This window comes from Mycobacterium kubicae (assembly GCF_015689175.1).
Lineage (GTDB): Bacteria > Actinomycetota > Actinomycetes > Mycobacteriales > Mycobacteriaceae > Mycobacterium > Mycobacterium kubicae.
The window spans coordinates 5,158,550-5,184,534 of sequence record NZ_CP065047.1 but is presented as its reverse complement, the minus strand read 5'-3'; the positions used below and the strand labels follow the sequence as shown (position 1 = coordinate 5,184,534).

Here is a 25,985-nt window from a genome sequence, read left to right as displayed (position 1 = left end):
CTGGCGACAGGACGGCACAAGCGCCGAAGGCGTGCGAACGATAGATCGAGCCATCTCGATGGGTGTCCGACGTGTCAGCCGGGGCGGGTGCAGGTTCGCTGGATGCTTACGTCGGGGTCCTTGTGGTGCGGTCGAGGAAGTCGGTGACCGCGGCGGTAAACGCGTCGTTGTTGTCGCCGGCAACCATGTGACCGGTGCCGGTGACGTCCGTCGTTTCGGCGTGCGGGACGAGCTGGAGGAATTCGTTGACGGTTTCCTGGGAGACTACGTCTGACAGTGCGCCGCGTACTAACAGCGTTGGGGCCGTGATTCGACGTGCTCCTTCGGCGAGAAATCCGCTGATGGCGTCGAACTCCTCGCTGCCTGTCATGAGATTGCCTTGCAGGACATCGAAGTTGGAGCTGATGAACGCTGGGTCCCAGCGCCAGATCCATCGTCCGTCGCTACGTTGCCGCAGGACCTTGTGCAGGCCGTCGAGATTTTCGGGTCGCGCGCGCCGGGGGTTGTATTCGGCGATGATGTCGGCGGCGTCATTGAGTGAGCCGAATCCGTCGGGGTGGGCGGCCATGAATGACACGACGCGACGGGCTCCATGAAATTCGATCCGCGGGGTGATGTCGACCAGGACAACGGCTGCCCAGAGGTCGGGTGGGGCCAGCAGATGGGTAGCGAGGATGATCAGCCCACCCAGCGACGCGCCGACGACGGCGGGGGGACTGTCGGCGCTGACGTGTCCTCGTACCGAGATCAGATCGGATACGAACCGTTCGACGTCGTATTGTCCGATCGGGTCCCAGTCGCTGTCGCCGTGACCTCGTGTGTCGTAGGCGACGACGGTGTAGCCGTGGGAATGGAGTCGACGAGCGGTGGTGGCCCACGCGTGACGGTTCTGACCGCCGCCATGGAGGAGCAGCACGACGGGGCGAGTCGCGGCGTGCCGGTAGCAGTCGGCCACGAGAGTGATCCCGTCGCTGGTGCGGATGCGCTCCTGGCTAATTGTCATGTGGTCCGATGTGGTCGGCCGTTGTGAGTCAGGGGTTTCCGTTGCGGCCACCAGCTCGCTTCGCGCAGCAGTGTGGCGATCGCGGGAACCGTGAGCGTGCGAACGACGAAGGTATCCAGAAGTAGGCCGCAGCCAATGATGAACCCGGCTTGGATCATGATCGCGATGGAGCCGACGATCAGGCCGAACATGCTGGCGGCGAAGATGAGCCCGGCCGAAGTGATGACTGAGCCGGTATTTGCGACGGTTCGCAGGACGCCGACGCGAATGTTGTGGGTCGATTCTTCGCGTAGTCGCGAGATGAGCAGCATGTTGTAGTCGGCGCCGACGGCCACCAGGATTATGAACGCTAGAAGCGGTACGGGCCAGGCGATTTCCTTGCCGAGGCCATATTGAAAGACGAGGGTTCCCAGTCCGAGCGCGGCGCCGTAGTTGAGCACGACGGTACCCAACAGGTAGAGCGGGGCGACCAGGGCGCGCAGCAATACGACCAAGATGAGGCCGACGATGACGAGGGTCGCAAAGGCCAGCTGATGAAAGTCGGCGGAAAGCAGGCGTTGGATGTCGGAGTTGACGGCGGGGAATCCGGCCATCGACACCGTGGCGTTGGCCAGCGAGGTGTTGGGTCGTGCGGCATCGGCGATCTCGGTGATTTTGTGGGCGAGGTTCATCGCGTCGCTGCTGTAGGGGTCGTAACTGGATTCGATGGCGAAACGCGCGGTTTTGCCGTCGGGCGACAGGAAATGCTTTGCGACGTCGGCGAATTGGCGGTTCTCGAAGGCATTGGTGGGAAGGTAGAAGCCGCTGGCGTTGTCTGAGCCGGCGGTGGTTCGTGCGGAATTCTGCAGTTGGGTGGCGATTTGGCTCATGCCCGACAGCATTTCGATGTTGCTGTCGGCCAGGGTGTGCACGCCGGTGGCGAGGGCCTGTGCGCCGGAGGCGAGTTGGCTGATGCCGCTTTGGAGGCGGCGGATGTTGCCGGCCAGGTCGGCAGGGTCGCCGAGTGCTCCGAAAGCCTTGTCCAGCGACGTGATTGCGTTTTGGACGTCGGCCACGGTGCCGGCCGCGGTGTCGCTGCCGGGCTGGTACAGGTCGCCGAGGTTGGCAAGCTGGTTGAAGAAGCCGGTATGGCGCAGGGTCACCAGGATCTGCACCTGGTCGCGGAGTTGGGCGCATTCCGGTGTGGTCGCACACCATGGGGAGGTGTTGAGCGCACCGACGAGCGGGTCGATGGCGGCGATTGCGTTTTGGGCTTGGTCGGCTTGCTGACGCAGCCCCGGACCGGTTCGGATGGCTTGGTCGACGGCAGGGGCGGTAGCCGAAAGCTGCTGTAGCAGCGGACGGAACCGCTGGACTTGGGATCCACTCGACTGGGCCTGAGTGAGGATCCCGGTCAACGGTGTCAACGCGGTGCGCAAGGTGGTGTCCAGTTGCGCGAGACCGCCGGCGAGTTGGTCGGCGCCGTGGGTGAGTTTGGCCAGGTCATCCTTATGGGCGTCTCCCTTGGCGACCGCGCCGGCCATCTTGTTACCGATCTGGCCGTTTTGCCACGACAGTTGAGCCTGGTCCAGGCGTGCGCCCGTGGGCCGGGTGACACCGGAGACCTTGGTGACACCAGGCAGTTGCGAGACCCGAGACGCCATTTCATCCAGGTCGGCCAGGGCCTTGCTGGTGCGCATATCAGTGGGCGATTCAACCAGCATGAATTCGGTGATGATGACGTCCTTGCGAAAGTGGCGGTCCAGCAGGTGATACCCCTCATTGCTGGCGGTGGTCGCCGGCTGTCCTTGGCGATCGTCGTAGCTGATGTGCATAGTCAGCGCGACGGCCGCCAGGCCTAGCACCAGGGCCAGACTGGCGACCAGCAGTGGAACGGGTCGACGCACCACGGCCACGGCGATCCAGTTCCAGTAGCGGCGTGTGCGGTCGGCCTTGGGTTCACCGATGCCGCGTTTGGCCGCCAGCGCCAACACCGGGGGAAATAAAGTCACCGTGGCCGCAAACCCGACAAAGACGGCGATTGCGCACGCGGGACCCAACGCGGCGAACACGCTCAACTTCGCGAACACCATGGCCAGAAACGCAAACGCCACGGTGGCGGCCGAAGCCAAAATCACGCGCCCGATGGTGGCGGTCGCGTTGATCACCGACAGATCCGGCGGGACGTTTTGGCGTCGCTGCTCGTGATATCGACTGATCAAGAACACCGAATAATCGGTGCCGGCACCCAGCAAGATCACCGTCATGAAGGCGATGGTGAACTGCGACACCGGCATGCCCGATTCGCCCAACGCTGATAGCACTCCGCGCCCCACCGCCAGGCTCACGCCGATGACCAGCAGCGGCAGCAAGGCGGTAAACACCGACCGATACACGACCAGCAAAATCATCGCGATCAGGCCTACTGTCGCGACCGAGATGACAACCAAATCCTCTTCGGCCGAAGCGATTTGATCGCGGAAGGTGGCCGGGGGCCCGGTGACGCGAACATCGGTGGGTGAGCCGCTGAATGCCTGGGCGGCGATCGTGCGGACCGCCTGGACCGATTCGGCAGCTTTGAGATCGCCCAGCGTTCCGGCCACTCCCACCGGCACATACCAGGCTTTGCCGTCTTGGCTGACTGCCTGGCTTGCGGTGACTGGGTCGGCCAACAAGTCTTGAACCAAGCGCACATGCTCCGAATCGGCACGCAACCGGGAAATCATCGCGTTGTAGCGTCCGCGCACCGGCGCAGTCAGGCCCGCCGGATCCTCCATCGCGACAAATATCGTCGTCTTGGATCCCTGCTCGCCGAAGGCCGCGCCCATGCGGTCTACCGTCTGAAGCGATGGCGCATCGCGCGGTATGAGATTCACTGACTGCTGTCTAACAACGGTTTCCAGCTGCGGGAACAGCACCGCCAGGGCAGCGGCGCTCACCACCCACATGCCGATGATCAGCACCTTATGTCGGATACTGAAACCCGCCAAGCGCGCTAGCCGATCGCTGTACGCGCCCTCACCGGCCGCAACCTTTTGAAGTCGCTCCCGAACAGGGCGACTCAAGGTCGCCACGCCCGAAGAGACCCACCCGTTGTCTGCCATCCCCCGCCCCGCTACTTCGAAAGAAATCAACGGTATCGCAACAGTACTACCAGTACCCTTCTACCTGCCCGGCGAAACCGCCACCGGTGTCCGAAGCTCTCTGATCGCCGCCGCGCAACCAGCCGCTTCAGGCGGTGACCAACGCGCCGTCGACGGTCCAGCATGTCCGGTACAGCGACACGTGATCCCTTTGCGCACAGGCGGTTTGACAATGACGATGCACCGACTCCGAAACAGTGACCGCTTCATGAACGGCGCAGGCGAAATCCCAGCCGGGAGATCAACCTGATCGGCTCGTCGCGCACGTGGTCATACATTTCCCGGTTCATCAACTCGTCGTCCAAGTAGGAGCAGGAGCGAGGAGGGTAGTGACGGGGACGAACGCGGCCGCGGTCATCAACCGGCGGCTGTCGGTGTAGGCGCCGAGTGATACCGCGGCGGACCAGCCTGAAATCGCGAACCCCCCGCGCCCACACATGCGTCTTGGTTAGCCCAAGCGGCACATTCATCGCCGACCAGCCCCGCCCGTCTGTGCGATTCCCCCTCGCGCCCGCCGGCAGAGTTCGTTCGTCCGCCACACGAACCGGCCTGTGGTGGCCGCGCCCTGGAGCTGCTCAACCAGGGATCGTCCGACCCGCTGCCCGATCATGCGTCCTCCTTCGCCCCACAGACCCTTACAGACAAGTGTACTAGTGGTATCGCTACGCTACTAGTAGTAGCGTAGCCGTCTAGGGGTCGAATCAATCGACCGATGCAGCCGCGATTCGGTGCCGGCCAGCTACGCGCGAGGTTTACGGTGACTACATGGAGCGCGACACCCTGGAATTCCCGGTCGACGACGATGATGACGTCGACCCGCGCCTGTTGCGCTCACGAACCCGGCTATTGGATGCGGCCACCAAACTCCTGAGCGCCGGCGGCATCGAAGCCGTCACCATCGACGCGGTCACCAAAGCCTCCAAAGTCGCGCGCACGACCCTGTATCGCCACTTCAGCAGCTCCACTCAACTGCTTGCCGCCACATTTGAAAGGCTGCTGCCGCAGGTCCACCCTGCACCGGAGACGGGATCGTTGCGCGACCAACTCATCGAACTGTTGAGCCGACAGGCCACGCTGTTCCAGGAGGCACCGCTGCACGTCACCACCCTGGCCTGGGTCGCGCTTGGCCGCACACCAAACGGCACCCAGGAAACCCACGACCGGCACGCGCTGCGCACACGGATCATCGACCAGTATCGCCAGCCATTCGATGCCCTGTTGCAAAGCCCCGAAGCCCGCGCCGACCTCGACGATTTCGACCCGGAGCTCATCCTGTGTCAACTCGTCGGGCCAGTGGCGTTTGCCCGACTCACCGGGCTGCGTGCCATCGATCGTCAAGACTGTGAGCGCATCGTCGATGACTTCCTCGCCGCGCACCGCCGCAAGGCCGATGAGCCCGCATCGTAGGCCACCGTCCGCAAACCCCTCTTTCCGCAGCAGCCGCTTCACTTTGTCCTCCAAGACTTCAGGACTTCATGCTCGACGGTGAGGTCTTTGATGGTTTCCCTATAGACCAACCGCCAACGTCACCAGCGGGCCTATGTCGCCGAAGTGTCTTCTGGTGCGGGGTGCAGCAGAAAGTAGGCGTTTAGGTCGATGTCTTAGCGACCGTCGGGCGCTATTGAGAAAGGTGCGTTGGATGTTGCAAAACTCGCGTGTTCTCCGAGGCTGTCTACGGCGATCCGCTTTGGTTCGCGTGGCCCAATCACATGAAGATCTTCTGCAACAACAAGGGCGTTGTCGCCAAGTCCACCCACGTGTGCAACAACTACCTTCCCCGGGGAAATGTCGGTCTGGAACTGGAGCTAACCCCGCCCTAGTCCCGCCGCGGTCGGGACTGCATGCACCTCAGCAATGCCTTAGTAGTGCGGTGAGGCCGCCGGGAACCGGTCGGTGGTCGCCGACTGCGGGTCATCTTGCCGGGGCAGCAGGTAGGCGCGAACCGCCGAACGTGGCCCGTAGGGCCGAAGTAGCTGGCTGGCCGGGCGAGTGCGTACCTGCTGCGGCCACCAGAACCAGCGCCCCAGCAGCGCGGCGACGGACGGCATCATGAATGAGCGCACGATCAGGGTGTCGAACAGCAGACCCAGGCCGATGGTGGTGCCGACCTGCCCGACGACTTTCAAATCGCTGAATATGAACGAGGCCATGGTGGCGGCGAAGACCAGGCCCGCAGACGTCACCACCGCACCGGTGCCGGCCATCGAGCGGATGATTCCGGTTTTCAAACCGGCACCGATTTCTTCTTTGAAACGGGACACCAGCAGCAGGTTGTAGTCGGATCCGACGGCCAGCATCAAGATGATGGACATCGCCAGCACCATCCAGTGCAGTTTGAAGCCGATGATGTCCTGCCACACCAGCACGGACAGTCCGAACGAGGCGCCCAACGAGATCAGCACCGTGCCCACGATGGTGACCGCGGCGACCAGGCTTCGGGTGATGATCAGCATGATGATCAAAATCAGGCTGGCCGCAGCTATTGCCGCGATCATCAGGTCGTATTTGGAGCCGTCGCGCATGTCCTTGTAGACCGCGGCGGTGCCGGCAAGGTAGATCTTGGCGCCCTCCAGCGGAGTTCCCTTGATGGCTTCCTTGGCTGCGTTCTTGATCGGCTCGACGTGCGAAATGCCTTCCGGGGTCGCGGGATCCCCTTCATGGGAGATGATGAAGCGGGCCGCGTGCCCGTCCGGCGACAGGAACATCTTCAGACCGCGCTTGAAGTCGGGGTTGTCGAAGACTTCCGGCGGGATGTAGAACGAGTCGTCGTTCTTGGCGGCGTCGAAGGCCTGGCCCATGGCGGTCGAGTTTTGGCTCATCACGTCCATCTGGTCATACAGCGACGACATCGAGCTGTGCATGGTCAGCATCATTTGCTTCATGGTCGTCATGGTGGCGATCATGGGCGGCATCTGCGCCAGCATCTGCGGCATCAAGGCGTCCAGCTGAGATATGTCGCCGGCAAGATAGGTGAATTTTTCGGTGATCTGATCCAGACCGTCGAGCGCGTCGAAGAGGGATCGCAGCGACCAGCAGCCCGGGATGTCGAAGCAGTGCTTTTCCCAGTAGAAGTAGCTGCGAATCGGCCGGAAGAAATCATCGAAGTTGGCGATGTTGTCGCGCAATGTGTTTGTGACATCCAACATTTCATGCGTGAGGCCGTCCATGTGGTGGGTGACCGCGGCCATCTGCGAGGTGATGTTGTACATGCGCTGCATGGTGTCGATGGACTGTTGCATCGCGTCGGCCTGCTTGAGCATGTCGTCCATGCGCTGGTGCATGTACTGCTGGTTTTCGACCTGCGTGGTGTTTTGCATGCTGATCTGGAACGGGATTGAGGTGTGCTCGATCGGCGTTCCCAGCGGCCGGGTGATCGCCTGGACGCGCGCGACACCCGGGATGTGGAAGACCCCCCTGGCGATCCGGTCCAACACCAGCATGCCCGCCGGGTTGCGCATGTCGTGATCGGTCTCGATCATCAACAATTCCGGATTCATCCGGGACGCGGGGAAATGCCGTTCGGCGGCGGCGTAGCCGATATTCGCGGGGACGCTCGGGGGTAAATACAGCCGGTTGTCGTAATTGGTTTGATAACCGGGTAGGGCGAGTAGACCGATGAGGGCGATCGCGACTGACACCGCGAGAATTGGCCCGGGCCAGCGCACGATCGCGGTGCCCACCCGTCGCCATCCCCGGGTCCGCATCTTGCGCTTAGGATCGAACAGCTTGAAGAAACTGCCGACGGTCAGGACCGCCGGACCCAAGGTCAGCGCGGCAGCAACGGCGACCAGCATCCCGACCGCACAAGGGATACCCATAGTCTGGAAATACGGAAGCCGGGTAAAGCTCAGGCAATACATCGCACCGGCAATAGTCAGGCCAGAGCCAAGGACGACGTGCGCGGTTCCGTGGAACATGGTGTAGAAGGCTTTTTCGCGGTCCTCGCCTAGGCCGCGCGCCTCTTGATATCGGCCGAGAATAAAGATCGCATAGTCTGTCCCAGCGGCGATGGCCAACAGCACCAAAATATTAACCGCGAAGGTCGACAATCCCATGATGTTGTTGTAGGCCAGGAAAGCGACAACCCCCCGAGCCGCCATCACCTCGATCACCACCATGAACAACGTGCTGAACACGGTGATAATCGAGCGGTATACCCACAGCAACATCACGATGATCACCACGAAGGTGATGATCGTGACCTTCTGGAGGCTCTTTTGTCCGGCCGAGTGCTGATCGGCGATCAACGCCCCAGCGCCGGTCACATAGGCCTTGACCCCCGACGGCGCAGGCACGCTGTCCACGATCTTGCGGACCGCCGCGACAGACTCGCTGGCCAGGCTCTCGCCCTGGTTACCAGCAAGATACGCCTGCACATAGGCGGCCTTGCCGTCGGAGCTTTGCGAACCGGCGGCCGTCAGCGGATCCCCCCAGAAGTCCTGGACGTGCTGGACGTGTTTCGTGTCAGCCTCGAGTTTGCGGACGATCTGGTCGTAGAAATGGTGGGCCTCATCGCCCAGCGGCTTGTCACCTTCCAGCACGATCATGACCGCACTGTCACTGTTGAATTCGTTGAATACTTTGCCGATGTGCTTCATCGCTTGCATCGACGGCGCGTCCTTGGGGCTCATCGACACGGTGTGTTCTTCGGCGACCGCGTCCAGCGATGGAACCAAGACGCTGAGGACGACGACAAGCCCCACCCAGGCAAAGACGACGGGCACCGCGAGTTTGTGGACCGTTCGCGCGAAAACCGGCATATGCGGCAGCCCTGCGGCCCGGTCATCGGTCATGCGGACTTCACTATGCAGAACGTTTGCGCATTCATACCCTGACTCGACCTTTCGTCCTTGACCACCTCGTCCACGATGATCCGGCAGCCGATTTGGTTGCTGTCGCCCTGCGCGACGATGTTGACGCTCACCGAGGGCAGCGTCGAGGTAACCGAGAGCGTCCAGGGCAAAGGCACGTTGCTAGCTTTCTGGGGCTGGGCATTGATGTCCAAGTAGTTGATGTTGGCCACCGTCCCCGGGGGACCATAAACCTGGTAAACCACGCGCTTGGGATTGAACGGCTTGATCTCATCGGCGATGCCGCTGGTCATCGTCTGATCGTCGTGGACGCCGAAAAAGGTGCGAAGCCGCAGTACGCAGAAGCCCGCTACCGCCACCACCGCCACGATGACCAGGACGATCCACATTTTCTTCATCGCAGCGCCAACGTGAATCCTCCCCAGCCAACCATCTCCCGCTAGTTGGGCGCCCCACCGCCCATTCGACTGGATCGATCGCAACTTAGCGTTTGGCGCAAAGCCATTGCCGGCGGAAGGCTGCGCGGTCTCGCCTGGTTCCCGGCCATCGACAAGGTTGGCATCGTTTTCACCGGTTGCAGTTCGCCAAGCCACTGCGTCCTGGTCTCCTTTTCTGTTCATGAGGTTTCAGAGATGAGGCCGATGCACCTGGCGGTCAGCAGGCGGGTCAAGGCGGACGCGAAGCCCAGATTCCACTCGGGCGGAACGACTTGCGCGCCCTTTGCGTAGACATCGGTGAGCCGCTCTGGCGGGTTGGCGTCTGCCAGAGGGTGGCCACCAGCGAGTAGGCGGCCAACAGCATATCCAGTGATCCCGAACGGCCGAGCGCAGGCAACGAGCTCTCAATTGCGTCGGCGGGGATAGCGTCGCGGCGGTCCTGATCCGCTTGACCTCGACAACCCGTTCGTCGTCCACCTCGTGCTGCGACCGGCGTCTTGGTCCGCGCCGCACTTGAAGCCCTGCGCTACTGGCTGCTCTATGTTCCACGACCTGCGCGATGGGCGGATTATGCGCTGTTCTTTTCCGGCGCGGTGGTGAGATGACGGATAAACATCGCCACCTCCTCAACCGCGCGAAGCGCATCTGGGTTGACGTCGAAACCGAGCTGGAACATGTGCATCGCCTTGTGCCACTGCTGCACCCACACTGGTACGCCGTGAGCCCGCAGCCGGTCGGCCAGCGTGAGGGTGTCATTGAGCAGCATCTCGTGGGTGCCAACCTGGAGCAAAAATGGGCCAAGGCCATGCAGATCGGCCTCCGACGGCATCACTGGCGCCGCCCGGGTGCCGTTGACAGTACCGAAGACGTCATAGAGGAACTTCACCGTCATGAACGGAAACATCACGTCGCGATGGTCTTTGAGGGCCCGGTACTTCAGCCCCATATCCGACGACGTCAGCGGTGACATCAGCGCCTGACCCGCAGGCACCGGCAGCCCGCTGTCGCGGGCGGCCAGTGCGGTACCGGCAGCCACCATGCCACCGGCCGAATCTCCTGCTAGCACAATGCGATCCGCTGAAAAGCCGAGCGACATAACGTAGCGGTAGGCGTCGAGCCCGTCGGACACGGCATCCTCAAGGCGGGCCTGCGGGGCCAGCCGGTAACCGACATTGAATACCCGCGCGCCGGTCTCTTGGGAGAGCTTACCGACAAACCGCCGATGCGAATTGAGACCCAAAGTCACCAGCGCCGAGCCGTGGAAGTAGACGATAACCCGGTCGGACTGGCGGGCCGTCGGGAATACCACCCACTCGGCCGGACACTGTGGCAATGCGACGGGGGTCACTTGAGTTCCCGCCGGTGGCGGCACCACGCGCAGCGGTTTGTCGATGACGTCAAGGCGTGCACGCTGCAACAGGTGAGGACTGAAACGGTTGATGACTATGCCGATGACGGTCAAGGTAGCGAGCACTGGGCGCGCGAAGATAGCCGTCAATAACGCCAGCAGGCGCGACTGCCAGCAGATGGAGCCGAAGTGGGCGCTCGCGGGCCGATCCCGCCAATCAGACGAATTCACAGAGCCAACGGTATCAGGTACCGCATGTATTAGATACTATCTGTATGGGGTCCGCTGTAACGCGCGAAGGAGTGAGGACGGTAGCGGTCTGCACGTTCGACAGACCCCTCGCGATCGGACGGGAGGGGCCCAGATCGCCGACTTCACAATGCTAGCCTCGAGGTTTCATGTCGTTGGGGGTTGTGACGGCGTGTAATGCACGGAAGCGCCTGTCCTGCAGGGAATTCTTGGGATTGCTGAAGTCTCAAGATCCTCAAGCAGGAAGGCAACTCCGTAGGTGAAGCGTAACGCAGTTGGTGGGCTGGTCGTCGATGATGTCCGCGAGTCGTTGGTGACGTCATCGGGCGCGGCGATGATGAACGAGACGATCCGGGTTGCGGGCCTGGGGCTTGTCCTATCGAGGGCGCTGGGGCCGTGGCGGCTGGCGCGGGCCCGCCATGATCCGGGCAAGGTGCTGCTTGACGTGGCGATCGCGGTCGCGCTCGGTGGTGACTGTTTGGCCGATGTGGCCGCAGTCCGTGCGCAGCGCGACTTGTTCGGAGTCGTGGCCTCCGACCCGACTGTGTCTCGGTTGTTTGCGGCGTTGGCCGTCGATGACGCCACCACCGATGCTGCGGTCATGGCGCTGCGCTCGGCACACGCTGCAGCCCGTGACCGGGTCTGGTCACGGCGTCGGCCGCTGGCGGGAACACCGGGAACACGAGAGGGTGGGCAGGTCATCGTCGATATCGATGCCACCCTGGTGGCGGCGCATTCGGATAAGGAGGGCGCTGAGGCGACCCACAAGATGTCTTATGGGTTCGCCCCGATGTGCGCTTTTGTCGACCATGGCGAGCACGGCACCGGAGAAACTCTGGCGCTGGACCTACGCCCGGAAAGGCCTCGCCGTTCAATAGTTCTGATCACATCACAGTGCTGGGCGCCGCGCTGGAACAACTGCCCGCCGCCGAGCGGGGCCAGGTGCTGGTGCGCGCCGATGCCGGCGGGGCGTCTAAAGCATTCCTGCATCACCTCACCGACGCCGGATTGCACTATTCCATCGGGTTTCCCGCTCACGGCCCTGTCCAGGCCGCGATCGAGACGATTCCCGAGCAGGCTTGGGTGGCTGCGCTCGACAGTGACGGCGCACCTCGTGAGGGTGCGCAGGTCGCCGAGCTCACCAACTGGATGCCGACCCCGGTCAAACCCACCCGTTCGCCGGCCAAGTACGGCCCCCAGGAATGGCCACGCGGGATGCGAGTCATCGCCCGCCGTGAACGTCCTCACCCCGGTGCCCAGCTACGGCTGACCGACCATAACGGCTGGCGAATCACCTGCTTTGCGACCAACACTCGCGGAACCGGCTGGACGCTGCCGACCCTGGAAGTGCGTCACCGCCAACGCGCCCGCGCCGAAGACCGTATCCGCTGTCTGAAGGACACCGGCCTGCGTAACCTGCCTTTCCACAGCTACCGGGCCAACCGGATCTGGCTCGAAGTCGTCGCCCTGGCTGGCGACCTGATCGCCTGGACTCAAACCCTGGCCTTCGAGCGTCATCAACCCGCCCGCAGCCAAGATCGATCTCGTGACACGGACGGGTGTGATTTGTGATGAGTTTTGGGCGGTGGTCGAGCCGTTGATGCCGTCGCATGACGGTAAGCGAGGCAACAGGTTTCGTGATCACCGGCTGATCCTGGAAGCGATCGCCTGGCATTTTCGCACAGGATGCCCGTGGCGGGACCTGCCCGCCGAATTCGGGCCGTGGCAAACAGTGTGGAAACGCCATCACCGGTGGTCGCTGGACGGCACGTACGACGAGATGTTCGCCCGGGTCGCGGCCTCGTTCGGGTTCGACGCCGACGTGCACGCCGACATCGAAAAGCTGTTATCAGTCGATTCGACCAACGTGCGTGCCCATCAACGGCTCTTCGTAATTCAGAGTGCATTGACAAGTTGGTGGAGTGCTCCGCTGTGTAGTAGTGAGCGCCAACGGTAGTGGGTGAGGTTGCGGAATCCGAGGGCGTTGCGGCGCAATGCTTCCAGGCGGCCGTTGATGGCCTCGGTGGGTCCGTTGGAGACGTGGTGGTCGAAGAAGGCCAGGATGTCGGCGCGGCGGCGCGATAGCGTGCGGCCGAGTTGGGCGATCTCCTCCAATCCGGCGGGTACGCCGCGCCGTATCGACTCGATCAGCCTGGTCATTGCCTTCTTGCCGTGACGTCGGTTCGGGTCGGCGTAGGCGGCGATGATCTTCTGATAGATCAGCCAGGCGACCTTGACGGCGAGATGGTCGTCGCCGTCGAGCACCTCGGTCAGCCGGGTGTATTGGCGTGGGGAGAGCAGCTGCAGGCGGGTTCGGGCGATGCGCCGGATCCCATAGAGCGGGTCACCGGTGTGTCCGCGCCGACCCAGGGTCTGCTGCTGGATGCGTTGGCGGATCAGGTCGAGCTTGGTCCCGGCCAAAGCCACAACGTGGAAGGGGTCCATCACGGTGACCGCGTCCGGGATGACCTCGGTGGCGGCGGTCTTGTAGCCGGCGAACCCGTCCATCGCAATGACCTCCACGGCCCGGGCAAAGTCGGTGGGTTGGGCGGCCAACCACGTGGCCAGTGCGGTCGCTGAGCGTCCTTCGACCAGGTCGAGCAGGCGTGCCGGGCCGGTCTGGTCGTGGGTAGGCGTGAGGTCGATGATCAGCGTGACGAACCCCTCTGTGCCGCGACGCCGAGGCGCCCAGCGATGCTCATCGACACCGATCACCGTCACCCCGGCCAGCCGATCCGGCCCGGTTGTGGCGATCAGGCCGGCGGTCGCACGCATCGCGATGGAGCTGACAGTATGCCAGGACACCCCGAGTTCGGCGGCGATCGCCGAAATGGTGGTGCGGTCGATCATCAACCGCCGCAATACATACCGGGCACAGCGCCGCGTCGTCGATGAGCGCGGGGCCGCCAACTTGCCCAGATCCTGGTTGAACACTGCCCGCCCACACGCTGGCGTTGTGCAGCGGTAGCGAGGTAGGGCACCCTGCAGCACCAGCGGGTAGCCGGCCACCGGCAGATCCGTCAACGGCCGAGTCACAGTGTCGCGGTAGCGGCCCTCCCGGCCGCAGTCCGGACACCTGGCGTCACAGGCCACCGGCCTGCAGAAGATCGTCGTCGTCTTCTCGTCGACCGCGGCGTCGGTGATCGTCACCCCCAACTCGATGGTGCGCATGATCGTGTCGGCAACAACCGACGGCGGGCAGGCAGTAGCCTCAGGCAAGGGTCACCTCGGTGGTGTTGGTGAAGCGGCGTGTAGGAACCTGAATCGTCACCCACCGAGGCCCCACCTCAGCTCAACGACACGAACCCCCACCGCGGATATCCGCCAACCACTGCTGCACGCTCATTTCCGCAGAGCCCCATCAACACTCGGCGGGCGCCCGTTCGGACACGTTGTGCACAGGGGGCACTGTCGAATTCGAATTACAAGAAATCTGCCGATGAGCCCGACGATCATGCGATCGGGCGTTCCCGCGGCGGGCTGACCACCAAGATCCACGCGCTGACTGATCCTCGCGAAGCTCCCGTGGCGGTCCGGCTCACCGCCGGCCAAGCCGGCGACAACCCGCAATTGATGGCGCTGCTCGATGATTACGCCGCGACATGCAGGGATTCAGACCAGTCCGCTGACGATTTCCGGTTGCTCGCCGACAAGGCGTATTCGCATCCGAGCACCCGTACCCAATTGCGTTCCCGCAGAATCAAGCACACGATTCCCGAACGTCGAGATCAGATCGACCGCCGCAAGGCCAAGGGATCCGCCGGCGGCCGCCCACCGGCGTTCGACGCCGAGATCTACGCGCTGCGCAACACCGTCGAACGTGGCTTCAATCGGCTCAAGCAGTGGCGCGGCATCGCGACCCGCTACGACAAGTACGCCCTAACATACCTCGGCGGTGTACTGCTGGCCTGCGCCGTGATCCATTCGATGGCTTTATCTGCGGTGGAGCTTGCCTGTCTCAAGTAGCAGATCCTCATCTGCGTTGATACACCGGGCGTTCGGTCGTCGCTATCTTGTCAAAGCGACCTCGAAATAATCTCTTTCATTATTTCGTTAGACCCCGCGTAGATTTTCTGTACTCGCTGATCAACCCAGAGACGCGAAATCGGATATTCCGTCATGTATCCGTACCCGCCGTGCAGCTGCAGGCAGTCGTCGAGGACTTTCATCGCCCGTTCCGTCGTCCACCATTTGGCCATCGCGACAGTTTGCACGTCGAGCTGGCCCTGGAGGTGTAGGCAGATGCAGTGGTCGAGGAATACTCGCGCAATCCTTGTTTCAGTGGCCGCTTCGGCCAGGGTGAACTTGGTGTTCTGGAACCCGAAGATCGTTCGTCCGAAGGCCTCTCGTTCGCGCGTGTATTTGACCGTCTGCTGCAAGGCCAATTCCATGGCGGCAACCGCTCCGACCGCAACGATTAGTCGCTCCTGCGGCAGTTGCGTCATCAGCTGGATGAAACCTTGCCCCTCGGTGTCGCCTAGCAGATGCGTCTTGGGGACGCGCACGCCGTCGAAAAACAATTCAGATGTGTCCTGACCGCGCTGACCTATTTTGCTGAGGACTCGTCCTCTCCGGAACCCGGGGCGATCGGCTTCCACGACAATCAGCGAAATACCGTTGGCACCTTGAGTATGGTCGGTCTTGGCCACGACGACAATGAGATCGGCTTGCTGACCATTGGTGATGAACGTCTTCGAGCCGGTGATGACGTACTCGTCCCCATCGAGGACGGCGCGCGTCTTCACGCTTTGAAGATCAGATCCGGTTCCGGCCTCCGTCATCGCAATGGCACCGATCAATTCGCCCGACGCCATCTTGGGCAGCCACTGCCTTTTCAGGTCTTCCCGGGCGTAGTGCAGGATGTAGTGTGCGACGATGCCGCTGTGCAGGCCGGCGCCCCACGAACTGTCCCCGATTCGAGCTTGCTCTTCGAGCAGAACTGCCTCGTGTGCGAATGTCCCGCCGCCGCCGCCGTATTCGACCGGCATCGACATGCACAGCAGGCCCAGCTCGCCTGCTCGTTCCCACACCGCCCGGTCGACATGGTGTTGCTCGGCGAAGCGCTCTGAGTGGGGTGCAATCTCAGTGGCAACGAACTTTGCGGCGAGATCACGAAGCGCTTCCAATTCCGGGTTGAGCCAGGGTGAGGCGGCTGTCATAGGGAGGCGTCCTTTCGGTTAGCTGCCGTGAGATATCCCGCATTAGTGCTTTGCACAAGCATAATCTTTCAAACTGTTAATTGGTGAACGAGTCTGATATGGGCGGAGGTTCGTAGATGAGTTCGCTGTAGTTGTCGCGCAGCGCGTCGATGATTTCCGTGAGGGGAAGGTCGTCGAAAACGCCACGGTCATGGAGGTATTCCATGTGTTGGGAGCCGTCGCCTGTGTGAGCGTGCAACATGGCGTCTCGCTGACCGTCGAATTCGATAGGAGGGACCCCGAAGCGCGCGCATAACTCGCGGTTGAACGCCGGCGTGGCCTTGACCCACCGGCCATTCAGCAGCATTTGACTGTAGCCGTGGTAGACGAAAACGTCCGAGCCACCCATCCGTTCACGGAGACTCGGGGTCTGCAGATGGTTGCGGACGTCGGCGAAACCCAACCGCGCCGGAATCCCCGCGGCGCGACACGCAGCCGTCAAGAGCACCGCCTTGGGGACACAGTAGGCGCGCTCGGCGACGGCGACCGCGCTGGCTCGGTACTGGCACGGGTCGTCGGAGACGGAATACGGGTCGTACCAGATCGAATCACGGACAGCGGTGAAGATGCGGCACGCCTTATCGACGGAATCAATGGCGTTACGCGTCGCCGATTCGGTGAACTGCTGCACGGCATCGTGTTTCCAGTCGAGGAATTCGGTGGGTGCAAGGAACCGCGCGAACTCTAACTTCATCGGTGGTGGAGCCTGATCGGTAACCCGTCGACCGGGATCGGCAGCGATGTGTTGTCCCAACGGATGCGGTAATCGGTGTCGAGGCCGAAGGTGAACGTGCGCAGCATCTGGTGCAGGATCGCTTTCACCTCGAGGGTGCCGAAATGCATACCGATGCATTTGTGCGCGCCACCCCCGAACGGCAGCCACGCGAAGCGATGGGCTTGGTCTTCGCGGCGTGGGACGTCGAAACGTAAGGGGTCGAAGCGATCCGGGTTATGCCAGACTTCGCGGACGAAATGGTTGACGGCGGGAGTGATCGCCACAAGCGTGTCGGAGGGGATGTAGTGGCCGTCTATTGCGGTGTCTTCCACTGTTTTGCGCATCACTAGCGGAACCGGCGCCACGAGTCTCATGGATTCCTTGATCACCAGATCGAGGGACCTGAGCCCTTCCAAATCATCGATCTCCGGTGACCGGTCGCCGAGAACATCGCTTTCGGCGCGAACCCGATCCTGCCATTCTGGATGCTTTGCCAGGTAATAAGTTACCGCGGTGGTGGTGATCGTCGATGTGTCGTGAGCGGCCATCATCAGAAAAATCATGTGGTTGATGACATCGGAGTCACTGAAACGTTGCCCGTCTTCGGTGCTGGCATGGCACAGCGCCGAGAACAGGTCATTGCTGTCGCCGGCCCGGGCGGCCGGCAAGTGCCGGGCGAAGTACTCCTCAAGCACCCGTCGGCCGCGGACCCCGGCGCGATAGCGGGTGCCGGGAAGCGGCGCGCGGACGAGTGAGCTGGCCGCGCGTACCGTAGCGACGAACGCCTGGTTAATGGCGTCGCTGCTGTCTTTGCCTCGGCCACCCATGAACACATCGGTGGCGATGTCGAGGGTCAGGTTTTTCAACAGCGGGTACATGCGGACGGACGGGCCGGTCGGCCACGTGGGCAGGGTTGCGCGGACGCAAGGGGTCACTTGGGTGACGTAGCCGGCCAGTCGCGGCCGCGTGAAGGCCTCCTGCATGATGCGCCGGTGCATGAGGTGTTCGTCAAAGCTCATCAGCATCAATCCGCGGTGGAAGAACGCGTCGATGAGAAAGGCCCAGCCGTCTTGCGAGAACGCCTTTGCGTTGGTGGTGAGCGCCTCTTGGGTAGCTTGGGGGCCCGCGATGACCGCCATTTTGGTACCGAACGCTCCCATCCACGAGACAGAACCGAACCGCTCGTAGCGCTCTCTGCCCAGGTCGGACCCAAACCGGATGTAGTCGAGGGTGTGCCCGACCAAGGGGAGCCCGGCATCACCGAGAACCGGTCGCAATCCGCTTCCAGCCGGGGGGCTGCCAGTTCACGCACTGGCCACCGCCGACTCCACCGGCGAAGTCCGTCGTCCACCCGTTGCGGCGCGGGAATCAAGATGACCGAAGATAACCGTTCCCGGGCTTTATGGCTTTATCGACGGGCGCGTGTAGCGGGTTAACCATTGTCGCTCCCCGGCCTGTGGTCGTCGTTGGCGGCCTGCTCGCGATGAGGAACCGACCAGCTGTTTACATTACGCCCAATAATGTCAAAATTAATACATGCATATCTGACTTGTCAACGGGCTCCCAGTGGCGCGCAAAGGCGGTCGCCGCGCAGCTAGCCGCTGCGCCCGCGTTCAGCTCCGGCGTCAAGGAAACTTGCGTTCAGCGCTGTCGGCGAGAAACGCCCCGCTGAGGCGCAAAGCGTGACGCGCCTCGGGCAAGAGTCGAAACAGGGCTTGAAACACGTGAATTTGACCGCGAAACACCTGAAGTTGCACGGACGACCCCGCGGCGAGCATGCGCTCGGCGAGTCGTCGGGAATCGTCGAGCAGCATTTCTCTCCCGCCCACCTGGATCAATGTCGGCGGCATGCCGGTGAGGTCGGTGGCGAGCACGTTGACGCGGGGGTCGTGCGGATCGGCGTCGCCCACGTAGAGACTCAGCGCCCGCGACGCGGATCGGGCGGATGCGAAAGGATCGCGGCGCCAGATTTCGCGAGCCGTCGCCAGCTGACACGTCAGATCGATGACGGGGGACATCAGTAGCATGCGGTCAGGCAACGGCAGGCGATGTGCGAGTGCACCCAACGAGGTCGCGACCGCCAGTTGGCCGCCCGCCGAATCGCCTGTGTCGGCGGCAAGTGAATACTGACCAGTGCGCGGCCGACTCCTGATCAGTTTTCGATTGCCGTTGACAGCCTGCGATCGCTACCGTGCGGGCTGATGTCGATTCTTCAGAGCCCGCCAACCACCGGTAGGCCCTCAGTGCGTCGTCAGCAGCCGCCGGATACGGGTAACGCGGAGCCAATCGATAGCGGACCGCGAAGACCGGGCGCAGCGACGCGGCAGACAGTTCGCCCAGCAGACCGCGATGGGTTTTGGGAGAGCACATCGAAAATGCGCCGCCGTGAATGTAAAGGATCGGTGGCCCGTCCGGGTTGACGTTCGGTGCGACGACCCAATCTCCCCTCACTCGATCGCCGGCGAAGACGGTGTCGACCAGCCTTACGCGCAGTCCTGGGCGTGGGCGGGACGCGATGAGCGCCGCCCGAAGCACCCGATCCATCACAGCAAGCCCGTACTGGTTGGACGGTAGTGCTTGCGTCAATGGGCGAAGGACCCCGCGTGCGGATGTTGCGATGAGGTAGCTTGTCAGGCTCGGATCCCAATCCGAGGAAACGGATATCACGATAAGCCAGCCAGCTTTTCGTTGGTGCGGCCCCCTGTAGCATCCCAAAGCCCGCGTATAGCGGATCGAGGTCGCTGGCGCGGGGCCACGTCGTCTTTGAAGTGGTGGGTATAAGAAGGAAGCAGGCCTTGTAGGAACCACTGTTACTGATCTACCGGCAGCCTTCAAAGCGACGCGCGCCGTCGTCGCCAGAGCCGCAGAGCTACGCGATCCAGAGCGGGTCGTCCCCCGGTCGAGCTGGCGCAGGAACGTAGGCAACGATGATGCAGCGACGGCTGTCGAAGTTCTCGATTACCGCCGACCGGCCGGCAGTTGCAAGGTCGCCTCACTGGGCACGCATATGCCCTCCTCGCTGGACACTGCCAGTTCCAGGTCGACCAGGCGCATTCCGCGGTCTTGGCGCTTGGCCACCACCCGCCCGGTAAGGGTCGCGGTCTGTCCCGGGTAGATCGACTTGATCATCGATATCTTGCGCCGGCGCAGGAGCGCGTCGGGGCCCGCCCAGTCGGTGAGGCCCCGGTCGATGAAGCCGTGAAAGAACAGCGTCGACAGGTAGATCGTTCGCTGGCCCTGGCTGCGTGCGTACTCCGGATCGTGATGGCCCGGGAACCAGTCCCACGTCGCCGCGGCGTTCATGCAGACCCGCTTGTAGGTGATAGGAATCGACACCGGCGTGATCTCGTCGCCGACAATGACGTCATCGAAGGTAAGGCCTTTGATGTCTGCAGTGCTGATCTTGGTCATGAGCGCCCCCGGGTTTACTGGGCTGTGTCGTAGCGGAACAGGACGTTGGTGTTGCGGGCGATGTTCTCGCCGTGCTGGTCGGTGTAGGTGGTAAGCGATGTGATGAAGACGCCGGTTCCCAGCCGAGTCGTCTTCTCGTCGGATAGCGAGACGATCTCCTCGACTATCCAAACGTGGTCACCGACTCGGGGTCGGCGCTCCAGCTCGGTGGTGGTGGAGGCGTTGATGATGTGGTGGCCGGGCAGGGGAACGTTGAGCGCGAAAAGCCCGTCCTCGCGGTGCAGGTGCGCGGGCGCCCATTGCGGGTTCATGCCCAGGGTCATCAGCAGGCCCGGTGGGCACTCGTCGCCCTCCCAGTACCGTGGGTTGGCGTCCTCAACCAGAGAGCAGTAGTAGAGGATCATCGATCGGTCGATCGGAAACCACGCCTGCTTTGGCTCGGAGCGACGACCGACCCAGGACCGGCCCTCCTCTAGAGTGCCGAACGCCATCCCGAGCCCGGTGACATCGTTGGTGTGGGAGCTCACGGTGTTGCCTTCCCTTCGATGGCGGGTTCGGGCAGGGGCATGCGGGACAGGATCGAACACATCGACTTGCCGGTCTCGTCGAAGCGCAGTGTTGCGGTTGCGCCGCCGCCGAGGGCTCCCCGCATGACGATGTTGAACGCATGCAGGCGAGGCAGCGTGTAGATCGTCACGGTTCCGGTGACCAGACCCTTCATGAAGGAGGTGATGGCCTCCGGCCGCAGTCCGCGTTGCAGCGCGGCAAAAGCCTCGGCGTCGCGGGCGAGCACCACGACGTTGGAGATGTCACCCTTGTCGCCTGAACGCACGAACGCCAACTCGTCAATGGTGGGCATCGAGCATCTCCTTGGCGGCCTGGACACGGACGTGCTGTGGGACGAACTCACGCGGTACCAGGGTCGGCCACAGCGCTATCACCTTGCGCACCGCCAGCGGCGCGCCGAAGGCGGTACCCACCGGACCGGCCGTCGCTGGCAGCAGCATCGCGCGGCGGGCGACCTCGGCCTCGCTGCGGGTGCGGCACTTGGCCACCATCCGGAGCTCGACCTCGTTGGGCTGGGCGTCGGGTGCCGGTCGTGGGGCCACCGGGCCGGCCAGCGCGTCCCAACCGACACGGTCGAAACGCATCTCCTGCGGAATGACACCCAGGTACTTGATGCGGCCGCGCACTAGCCTCTCGCAGAAGTCGGCCTTCTCCAGAGCATCGGGCCAGGGGATCATCGTGCGCCCCTCGGCGAGGTAGCCGTCCTCGTAGCCGATCTGCACCTTGAGCGTGTCCGGCCGTCGGCGGCCGGTCATGCCCGTGAGCTGCACGCGGTCGGGGCCGAGTTCTTTGACCTCGACACCGCCCATGTCGACGACACCGTCGGGCAGCAAATAGCAGAACGGGTCGTGCACTTCGTAAAGCAAATGCTCTTTGATGGTCCACTCGTTGAGCACCCCACCCGAGCCCGGCACCTTACTGATCACAGCGGTGCCGTCAGCCGACATCTCGGCCATCGGGAACCCGAGCCGCCACGGATCACGCGACAGCCGCCACTGCGAGGACATGCCGCCGGTCGCGATGCCCGCACACTCCAGTACATGACCGACGGTAAGCGCGGCGCCGATCAGGTCGGGATTACGCTCAAATATCCACCCGAAGTGGCGCATGAGCGGCCCGCAATAAAGCGCAGAGTCGGCAAGCCTGCCGCCGATCACGACATCGGCGTCGCCGTCAAGTGCGTCAATGATCCCGTCGGAGCCGGTGTACGCCGAGACAGCGACGATCCGGTCGGCGATGCGGTCGATGTCTTCTTCGCCGGACTCAAGGTGCGCGAATTGCCAACCCGAATCCCTGATTTCGGCGATTCTCCCCGTCAAGTCGTCGCCCTCAATGGTTCCGATGCGGGTGTCGGGATATCCGGCGTCACAGGCCACTCGCGCAGCGGCCAGTGCGGCGGCACCCGGGTTCGCTCCGCCCCCATTGGTCACGATGCCGACGTCGTTACGGCGGGCAGCGGGCAGCGCCTGACGCAGAATGGGTTCGACATCGGGCACGTACCCTTTACCCGGGTCACGCATCTTGGCACGGGTAAGGAGCGCAACGGTCAACTCGGCCAGCAGGTCGAAGCAGGCAAACTCGACACCGCCCTGCTCAATGAGTTCCACCGCGGGATCCACCATGTCACCCCAATAGCCGGCACCAGCACCGATCCGCACGCTGGCACTCATGCGCACTCCTGCGCCGCCTCGGCGCTTGCCGCCGCGATGTCGGCACTAGGCGGCGGCGCGCTTGGCGGTATCCCGCCGACTGCCGGATCGACAAAGGGCACGAATGCGGCGCGCCCGGCCAGCCGTCCTTTGCCGGTGACCCCCGCAGCAATCAGCATCGTTCCGGGCATCGTGTTTTCCTCCTCTCTGTCCCCGGCCGTCGACCGCAAAGCTCTTGGCCGCGGGCCTGTTAATTGGCGTTAGCGTACGCTGTCTTGACACCGCTCGGCAGTGACCCGAGGCCCGGCGTCCGGGTCAAGCGAATCGAGCTTCCCGAAGTTGTCGACGTTGCGCCACGCCAGAGGGGCGAGATTGCCTTTCTGCTCATGGGCTGGGGATTAGAACGACTCCGGCTGCTGCCGAGAAATCACGTATCCGGCGTGGCGTAAAGCCGGTCACTGGAAGTCGACGCACTACCGACACGCGGACTTGCGCGTCAATGTTAACGGCCGATAACGTATCACCGGGCGATTACGCTGCTGTCGAGCGGTGACGGAAGCTTCCCTCGAATTCCTCGGTGTGTCGCCTGAAGTTTGTCGTGGCCGGTGCAAACCCGGACCTGCGGGTGATTCAAGGGGTTGAGCGGTATGGAGATATCAGAGAGCCAGGAACGGCGGGATCTGCGGGCGGCGGTTGCGGCCATCGGGAAGTCGTACGGCCACGATTACTACCTGACCAAATCCCTGGGGGGCGAGAAGTCTACGGAACTGTGGCAGGAGGTAGGTAAGCAAGGTTTTCTCGGGGTGAATATTGCCGAGGAGTACGGCGGTGGCGGTGGGGGTATCTACGAACTGCATGCCGTGGGAGAGGAGTTGGCGGCGGCGGGGTGCCCGTTGTTGATGACGGTGGTGTCGCCGGCCATTTGTGGCACCATCATCCAAGCGTTCGGAACCGACGAGCAGAAACGGCGTTGGCTTCCGGGCATTGCGAGCGGCGAGATCATAATGTCGTTTGCGATCACCGAGCCCGACGCGGGCTCAAACTCGCACAACATAGCGACGACCGCCAAGCGGGACGGCGCCGACTGGGTTCTGCGTGGCACCAAGTACTACATCTCGGGAGTGGACGAGGCGCAAGCCATCTTGGTGGTCACCCGAACGGGTACTGACGAGCGTGGGCGCGGCCGGCTGTCGCTGATGGTGGTTCCCACGGACGCTGCCGGCCTGCAGAAGACTCTGATTCCCGTGCAAGCCGTGACACCGGAGAAACAGTTCACCCTGTTCTTCGACGATGTACGTGTTCCCGGTGACAACTTGATCGGCGCTCGGGACGAGGGACTGCGGCAGGTATTCGTTGGTCTGAATCCGGAACGGATAATGGGGGCGGCGCTGGGCAATGGGATCGGCCGGTACGCGTTAAACAAGGCATGTACCTACGCCCGGGAGCGCAGGGTGTGGGACACCCCTATAGGGGCACATCAGGGAGTCGCTCATCCGCTGGCGCACGCCAAAATTCAGGTTGAACTCGCACGCTTGATGACCCAACGGGCGGCCGCCTTACACGATGCCGGCGAGGCAGGGGCCGGCGAGGCGGCGAATATGGCCAAGTACGCGGCAGCTGAAGCCGGAATCCTTGCGCTGGACCAAGCGATTCAGACGCATGGCGGCAACGGTCTGGCTACGGAGTACGGGTTGGCGACGTTGTGGGGACCGGCGCGGTTGATGCGGACGGCACCGATCAGCCGGGAGATGATCCTCAATTATGTTGCGCAGCATAGTCTCGCGCTTCCACGGTCATACTGAACGTCGACTAGGTTTGGGTGGCTGCTTCCATGAGGTCAACGTGAGAACTTGGGCACTTGCCAGCGAGCCGGCTATCGCCGCAGTAGAAGAACTACCGCCAGGAAAGTACGAAGGCCACGACGGCGCGGGCATGCAGGAGTTGGTGCTTCGTCGGTTTCTGCAGAGCCATTCACTTGGTCCCCGCGATGTGGACGGCCTGCTGGTTTGCCCGTCCGGCATGGCCAGCGGTGCGGGTGCCGACATCTTCGTCCACGAGCGCCTCAATGACGTGTTGGGCATCCGGCCGCGCTTTTGTGAGACTGTCAACGTCGGTGGGGCGACCTACACGATCATGCTGTCGCGGGCTGCACTTGCAATCAGCGCCGGCCTTGCAAACGCGGTGCTCTGTATCGGTGCGGGGAAATTCCCCAAGGTGGGGCGGGGAGGCGGCGCCAACGCAATGGCGCGCATGATCAGCCACCCGGACTTTGAGTACCCATACGGCAGCTTCATCCCAGCCCTTTACGCCTTAGCCGCCACGCGGCATATGGCCGAACGCGGAACGAGCCGCGATGCTCTTGCCGCCGTGGCGGTCTCGAGCCGCGAGTGGGCGTTACGGCATCCAGATGCTTTGATGCGCAACGCGGGTCCGCTCACCGTCGAGATGGTTCTGGCTTCACGACCTATCGCGTGGCCGTTCAATTTGCTGGACTGCTCAGTACCGTGTGAAGGTGGCGCCGTGTTCCTAGTGGCCCATGGTGACCGCGCGCGGGAAATCACCGACCAACCGGCCTATGTATTGGGCTTCGGTGAACACCACGATCACGGCAACATCACCCACACCAGCGACTTCGCAACAATGGGTGCCAGCGTGTCAGCGCGTGCCGCGTTCGAAATGGCCGATCTTTCGCCTTCGGACGTGCAGGTGGCCGAACTGTACGATGCCTTCACGATCAACCCGATACTGCTGTTGGAGGAAACGGGGCTGGTGGCGGCAGCTAAAGGTGGCCACTTCTTCCTGGATGGGCGGGGGGCGCCCGGCGGTGACCTTCCGGTGAACACCTACGGGGGTCTGCTGTCATTCGGACACACCGGCGACGCGTCGGGAATGTCGATGCTGATCGAAGCTGCGCGCCAAGTGATGGGGAAGGCTGCGGATCGTCAAGTGTCTGCAGAAATAGCATTGGTACACACTTACGGCGGCATGATGGCAGACCATTCGACCGTACTCTTGGGGAGGACGCCGTGACAACTGCTCCCATGCCCACCGTGACTGACAGCACGGCCGTGTACTGGCAGCAGGCAGCTGTCGGGCGGTTTGTGCTCCCGAAATGTCGGGAGTGCAAGCGATTCCATCATCATCCCCGCCCTTGGTGCCCATACTGCTGGGCTGCGGATCTGGATTGGCAAGAACCTTCGGGAAAAGCGACGATCGTCACCTACACCGTCGTCCGTCAGGCCCCGTCGCCAGCTTTCACCGCTCCTTACGTCTTGGCGATAGTGGAGCTGGAAGAAGGACCTCGAATGATGACCAACGTGATCGAATGCAACGTCGATGAAGTGCGGGTCGGTATGGCTGTCGAGGTGGTCTTCGAATCACGAGGCAACCTGGCACTTCCGCAGTTCCGACGGGTCACGTCAACTGCGTGACGAGCCGACGCGAAAACTCACTTATCCAGCACCGATTACCTGTA

Annotated in this window: 17 protein-coding genes and 7 pseudogenes; 8 read left to right on the top strand and 16 right to left on the bottom strand. The window is 62.8% G+C overall.

The genetic code is table 11. The annotated features are described in order from the left end of the window. Positions 1 to 106: 106 nt before the first annotated feature. Both I2456_RS24225 and I2456_RS24220 read right to left on the bottom strand, forming a co-directional pair. A complete protein-coding gene (locus tag I2456_RS24225) occupies positions 107 to 1,003 on the bottom strand; it encodes an alpha/beta fold hydrolase (RefSeq protein ID WP_033717417.1) in 897 nt (298 codons plus the stop codon). After that, a complete protein-coding gene (locus I2456_RS24220; RefSeq protein ID WP_170945430.1) occupies positions 1,000 to 4,086 on the bottom strand; it encodes an MMPL/RND family transporter in 3,087 nt (1,028 codons plus the stop codon). The genes I2456_RS24225 and I2456_RS24220 overlap by 4 nt, the downstream gene beginning before the upstream one ends. Positions 4,087 to 4,890: 804 nt before the next feature. On the opposite strand from I2456_RS24220, the gene I2456_RS24215 reads away from it, so the two are divergent. Both I2456_RS24215 and I2456_RS24210 read left to right on the top strand, forming a co-directional pair. Beyond that, positions 4,891 to 5,532, top strand: coding sequence for a TetR/AcrR family transcriptional regulator (locus tag I2456_RS24215; RefSeq protein ID WP_007172204.1), 642 nt, complete (start codon positions 4,891 to 4,893; stop codon positions 5,530 to 5,532). A gap of 245 nt (positions 5,533 to 5,777) precedes the next feature. Then, positions 5,778 to 5,934 (top strand): annotated as a pseudogene (locus I2456_RS24210) (DUF5078 domain-containing protein); the annotation flags it as partial. A gap of 50 nt (positions 5,935 to 5,984) precedes the next feature. On the opposite strand, the gene I2456_RS24205 reads toward I2456_RS24210, so the two are convergent. From I2456_RS24205 to I2456_RS24195, 4 genes and pseudogenes are all read right to left on the bottom strand, one after another. Next, complete coding sequence (locus I2456_RS24205; protein ID WP_007172562.1) at positions 5,985 to 8,918, bottom strand: MMPL/RND family transporter; 2,934 nt, start codon at positions 8,916 to 8,918, stop codon at positions 5,985 to 5,987. Next, on the bottom strand, positions 8,915 to 9,334 hold the full coding sequence (locus tag I2456_RS24200) for an MmpS family transport accessory protein (protein ID WP_007172563.1): 420 nt from the start codon (positions 9,332 to 9,334) through the stop codon (positions 8,915 to 8,917). The genes I2456_RS24205 and I2456_RS24200 overlap by 4 nt, the downstream gene beginning before the upstream one ends. Before the next feature lie 218 nt (positions 9,335 to 9,552). Then, positions 9,553 to 9,859: pseudogene (locus I2456_RS28755) on the bottom strand (TetR/AcrR family transcriptional regulator); the annotation flags it as partial. 82 nt (positions 9,860 to 9,941) lie between these two features. Beyond that, complete coding sequence (locus tag I2456_RS24195; protein ID WP_033721600.1) at positions 9,942 to 10,952, bottom strand: alpha/beta hydrolase; 1,011 nt, start codon at positions 10,950 to 10,952, stop codon at positions 9,942 to 9,944. 277 nt (positions 10,953 to 11,229) lie between these two features. Here I2456_RS24195 and I2456_RS24190 point away from each other — a divergent pair. Both I2456_RS24190 and I2456_RS24185 read left to right on the top strand, forming a co-directional pair. Then, positions 11,230 to 12,518 (top strand): annotated as a pseudogene (locus I2456_RS24190) (IS1380 family transposase); the annotation flags it as partial. Further along, positions 12,517 to 12,852, top strand: a pseudogene (locus I2456_RS24185) (IS5 family transposase); the annotation flags it as partial. The pseudogenes I2456_RS24190 and I2456_RS24185, both read left to right, overlap by 2 nt. A 14-nt stretch (positions 12,853 to 12,866) precedes the next feature. On the opposite strand, the gene I2456_RS24180 reads toward I2456_RS24185, so the two are convergent. Continuing rightward, the gene (locus I2456_RS24180; RefSeq protein ID WP_046187320.1) at positions 12,867 to 14,141 is read right to left on the bottom strand and encodes an ISL3 family transposase; all 1,275 of its coding nucleotides are present in this window, start codon (positions 14,139 to 14,141) and stop codon (positions 12,867 to 12,869) included. Positions 14,142 to 14,329: 188 nt separating this feature from the next. Here I2456_RS24180 and I2456_RS24175 point away from each other — a divergent pair. Further along, a pseudogene (locus tag I2456_RS24175) lies at positions 14,330 to 14,936 on the top strand (IS5 family transposase); the annotation flags it as partial. Positions 14,937 to 14,986: 50 nt separating this feature from the next. Here I2456_RS24175 and I2456_RS24170 read toward each other — a convergent pair. The 9 genes and pseudogenes from I2456_RS24170 to I2456_RS24130 all read right to left on the bottom strand — a co-directional run bounded on the left by I2456_RS24170 (position 14,987) and on the right by I2456_RS24130 (position 22,701). Next, a complete protein-coding gene (locus I2456_RS24170; RefSeq protein ID WP_047324229.1) occupies positions 14,987 to 16,129 on the bottom strand; it encodes an acyl-CoA dehydrogenase family protein in 1,143 nt (380 codons plus the stop codon). 76 nt (positions 16,130 to 16,205) lie between these two features. Beyond that, entirely contained in the window at positions 16,206 to 16,862 is a 657-nt protein-coding gene (locus I2456_RS24165) for a transglutaminase-like domain-containing protein (RefSeq protein ID WP_007172209.1), read from the bottom strand. Further along, positions 16,859 to 18,258 (bottom strand): annotated as a pseudogene (locus I2456_RS24160) (cytochrome P450). The gene I2456_RS24165 and the pseudogene I2456_RS24160 overlap by 4 nt, the downstream one beginning before the upstream one ends. Positions 18,259 to 18,508: 250 nt before the next feature. After that, positions 18,509 to 19,550, bottom strand: a pseudogene (locus I2456_RS24155) (alpha/beta hydrolase). A gap of 291 nt (positions 19,551 to 19,841) precedes the next feature. After that, positions 19,842 to 20,294 (bottom strand): MaoC/PaaZ C-terminal domain-containing protein, encoded by a 453-nt coding sequence (locus I2456_RS24150; RefSeq protein ID WP_007172211.1) that lies wholly within the window; start codon positions 20,292 to 20,294, stop codon positions 19,842 to 19,844. A gap of 14 nt (positions 20,295 to 20,308) precedes the next feature. Then, positions 20,309 to 20,785, bottom strand: coding sequence for an FAS1-like dehydratase domain-containing protein (locus tag I2456_RS24145; RefSeq protein ID WP_170826177.1), 477 nt, complete (start codon positions 20,783 to 20,785; stop codon positions 20,309 to 20,311). Positions 20,786 to 20,817: 32 nt separating this feature from the next. After that, positions 20,818 to 21,153: an AtuA-related protein gene (locus I2456_RS24140; protein ID WP_007172213.1), complete on the bottom strand. Its 336-nt coding sequence runs from the start codon at positions 21,151 to 21,153 to the stop codon at positions 20,818 to 20,820. Continuing rightward, positions 21,140 to 22,531: an acyclic terpene utilization AtuA family protein gene (locus I2456_RS24135; protein ID WP_033721564.1), complete on the bottom strand. Its 1,392-nt coding sequence runs from the start codon at positions 22,529 to 22,531 to the stop codon at positions 21,140 to 21,142. The genes I2456_RS24140 and I2456_RS24135 overlap by 14 nt, the downstream gene beginning before the upstream one ends. Next, on the bottom strand, positions 22,528 to 22,701 hold the full coding sequence (locus tag I2456_RS24130; protein ID WP_007172215.1) for a hypothetical protein: 174 nt from the start codon (positions 22,699 to 22,701) through the stop codon (positions 22,528 to 22,530). The genes I2456_RS24135 and I2456_RS24130 overlap by 4 nt, the downstream gene beginning before the upstream one ends. A gap of 456 nt (positions 22,702 to 23,157) precedes the next feature. Here I2456_RS24130 and I2456_RS24125 point away from each other — a divergent pair, with 456 nt between their 5' ends. The 3 genes from I2456_RS24125 to I2456_RS24115 are packed head-to-tail and all read left to right on the top strand — an operon-like array spanning position 23,158 to position 25,941. After that, on the top strand, positions 23,158 to 24,312 hold the full coding sequence (locus I2456_RS24125) for an acyl-CoA dehydrogenase family protein (protein WP_007172216.1): 1,155 nt from the start codon (positions 23,158 to 23,160) through the stop codon (positions 24,310 to 24,312). Positions 24,313 to 24,352: 40 nt separating this feature from the next. Continuing rightward, positions 24,353 to 25,540, top strand: a complete 1,188-nt coding sequence (locus I2456_RS24120) for a thiolase family protein (RefSeq protein WP_033721567.1) — start codon at positions 24,353 to 24,355, stop codon at positions 25,538 to 25,540. 11 nt (positions 25,541 to 25,551) lie between these two features. Next, positions 25,552 to 25,941, top strand: a complete 390-nt coding sequence (locus tag I2456_RS24115) for a Zn-ribbon domain-containing OB-fold protein (RefSeq protein ID WP_033721568.1) — start codon at positions 25,552 to 25,554, stop codon at positions 25,939 to 25,941. The last annotated feature ends 44 nt before the right edge of the window (positions 25,942 to 25,985 follow it).

Excerpts from the sequence above, each read along its gene's own strand:
- I2456_RS24170 (WP_047324229.1), bottom strand. The coding sequence starts at position 16,129 with ATGACAGCCGCCTCACCCTGGCTCAACCCGGAATTGGAAGCGCTTCGT.
- I2456_RS24145 (WP_170826177.1), bottom strand. The coding sequence starts at position 20,785 with ATGGCGTTCGGCACTCTAGAGGAGGGCCGGTCCTGGGTCGGTCGTCGC.
- I2456_RS24115 (WP_033721568.1), top strand. The coding sequence starts at position 25,552 with ATGCCCACCGTGACTGACAGCACGGCCGTGTACTGGCAGCAGGCAGCT.
- I2456_RS24220 (WP_170945430.1), bottom strand. The coding sequence starts at position 4,086 with ATGGCAGACAACGGGTGGGTCTCTTCGGGCGTGGCGACCTTGAGTCGC.
- I2456_RS24130 (WP_007172215.1), bottom strand. The coding sequence starts at position 22,701 with ATGCCCGGAACGATGCTGATTGCTGCGGGGGTCACCGGCAAAGGACGG.
- I2456_RS24205 (WP_007172562.1), bottom strand. The coding sequence starts at position 8,918 with ATGACCGATGACCGGGCCGCAGGGCTGCCGCATATGCCGGTTTTCGCG.
- I2456_RS24165 (WP_007172209.1), bottom strand. The coding sequence starts at position 16,862 with ATGAAGTTAGAGTTCGCGCGGTTCCTTGCACCCACCGAATTCCTCGAC.
- I2456_RS24215 (WP_007172204.1), top strand. The coding sequence starts at position 4,891 with ATGGAGCGCGACACCCTGGAATTCCCGGTCGACGACGATGATGACGTC.
- I2456_RS24140 (WP_007172213.1), bottom strand. The coding sequence starts at position 21,153 with ATGCCCACCATTGACGAGTTGGCGTTCGTGCGTTCAGGCGACAAGGGT.
- I2456_RS24225 (WP_033717417.1), bottom strand. The coding sequence starts at position 1,003 with ATGACAATTAGCCAGGAGCGCATCCGCACCAGCGACGGGATCACTCTC.
- I2456_RS24150 (WP_007172211.1), bottom strand. The coding sequence starts at position 20,294 with ATGACCAAGATCAGCACTGCAGACATCAAAGGCCTTACCTTCGATGAC.
- I2456_RS24135 (WP_033721564.1), bottom strand. The coding sequence starts at position 22,531 with ATGAGTGCCAGCGTGCGGATCGGTGCTGGTGCCGGCTATTGGGGTGAC.
- I2456_RS24200 (WP_007172563.1), bottom strand. The coding sequence starts at position 9,334 with ATGAAGAAAATGTGGATCGTCCTGGTCATCGTGGCGGTGGTGGCGGTA.
- I2456_RS24180 (WP_046187320.1), bottom strand. The coding sequence starts at position 14,141 with ATGCGCACCATCGAGTTGGGGGTGACGATCACCGACGCCGCGGTCGAC.
- I2456_RS24125 (WP_007172216.1), top strand. The coding sequence starts at position 23,158 with ATGGAGATATCAGAGAGCCAGGAACGGCGGGATCTGCGGGCGGCGGTT.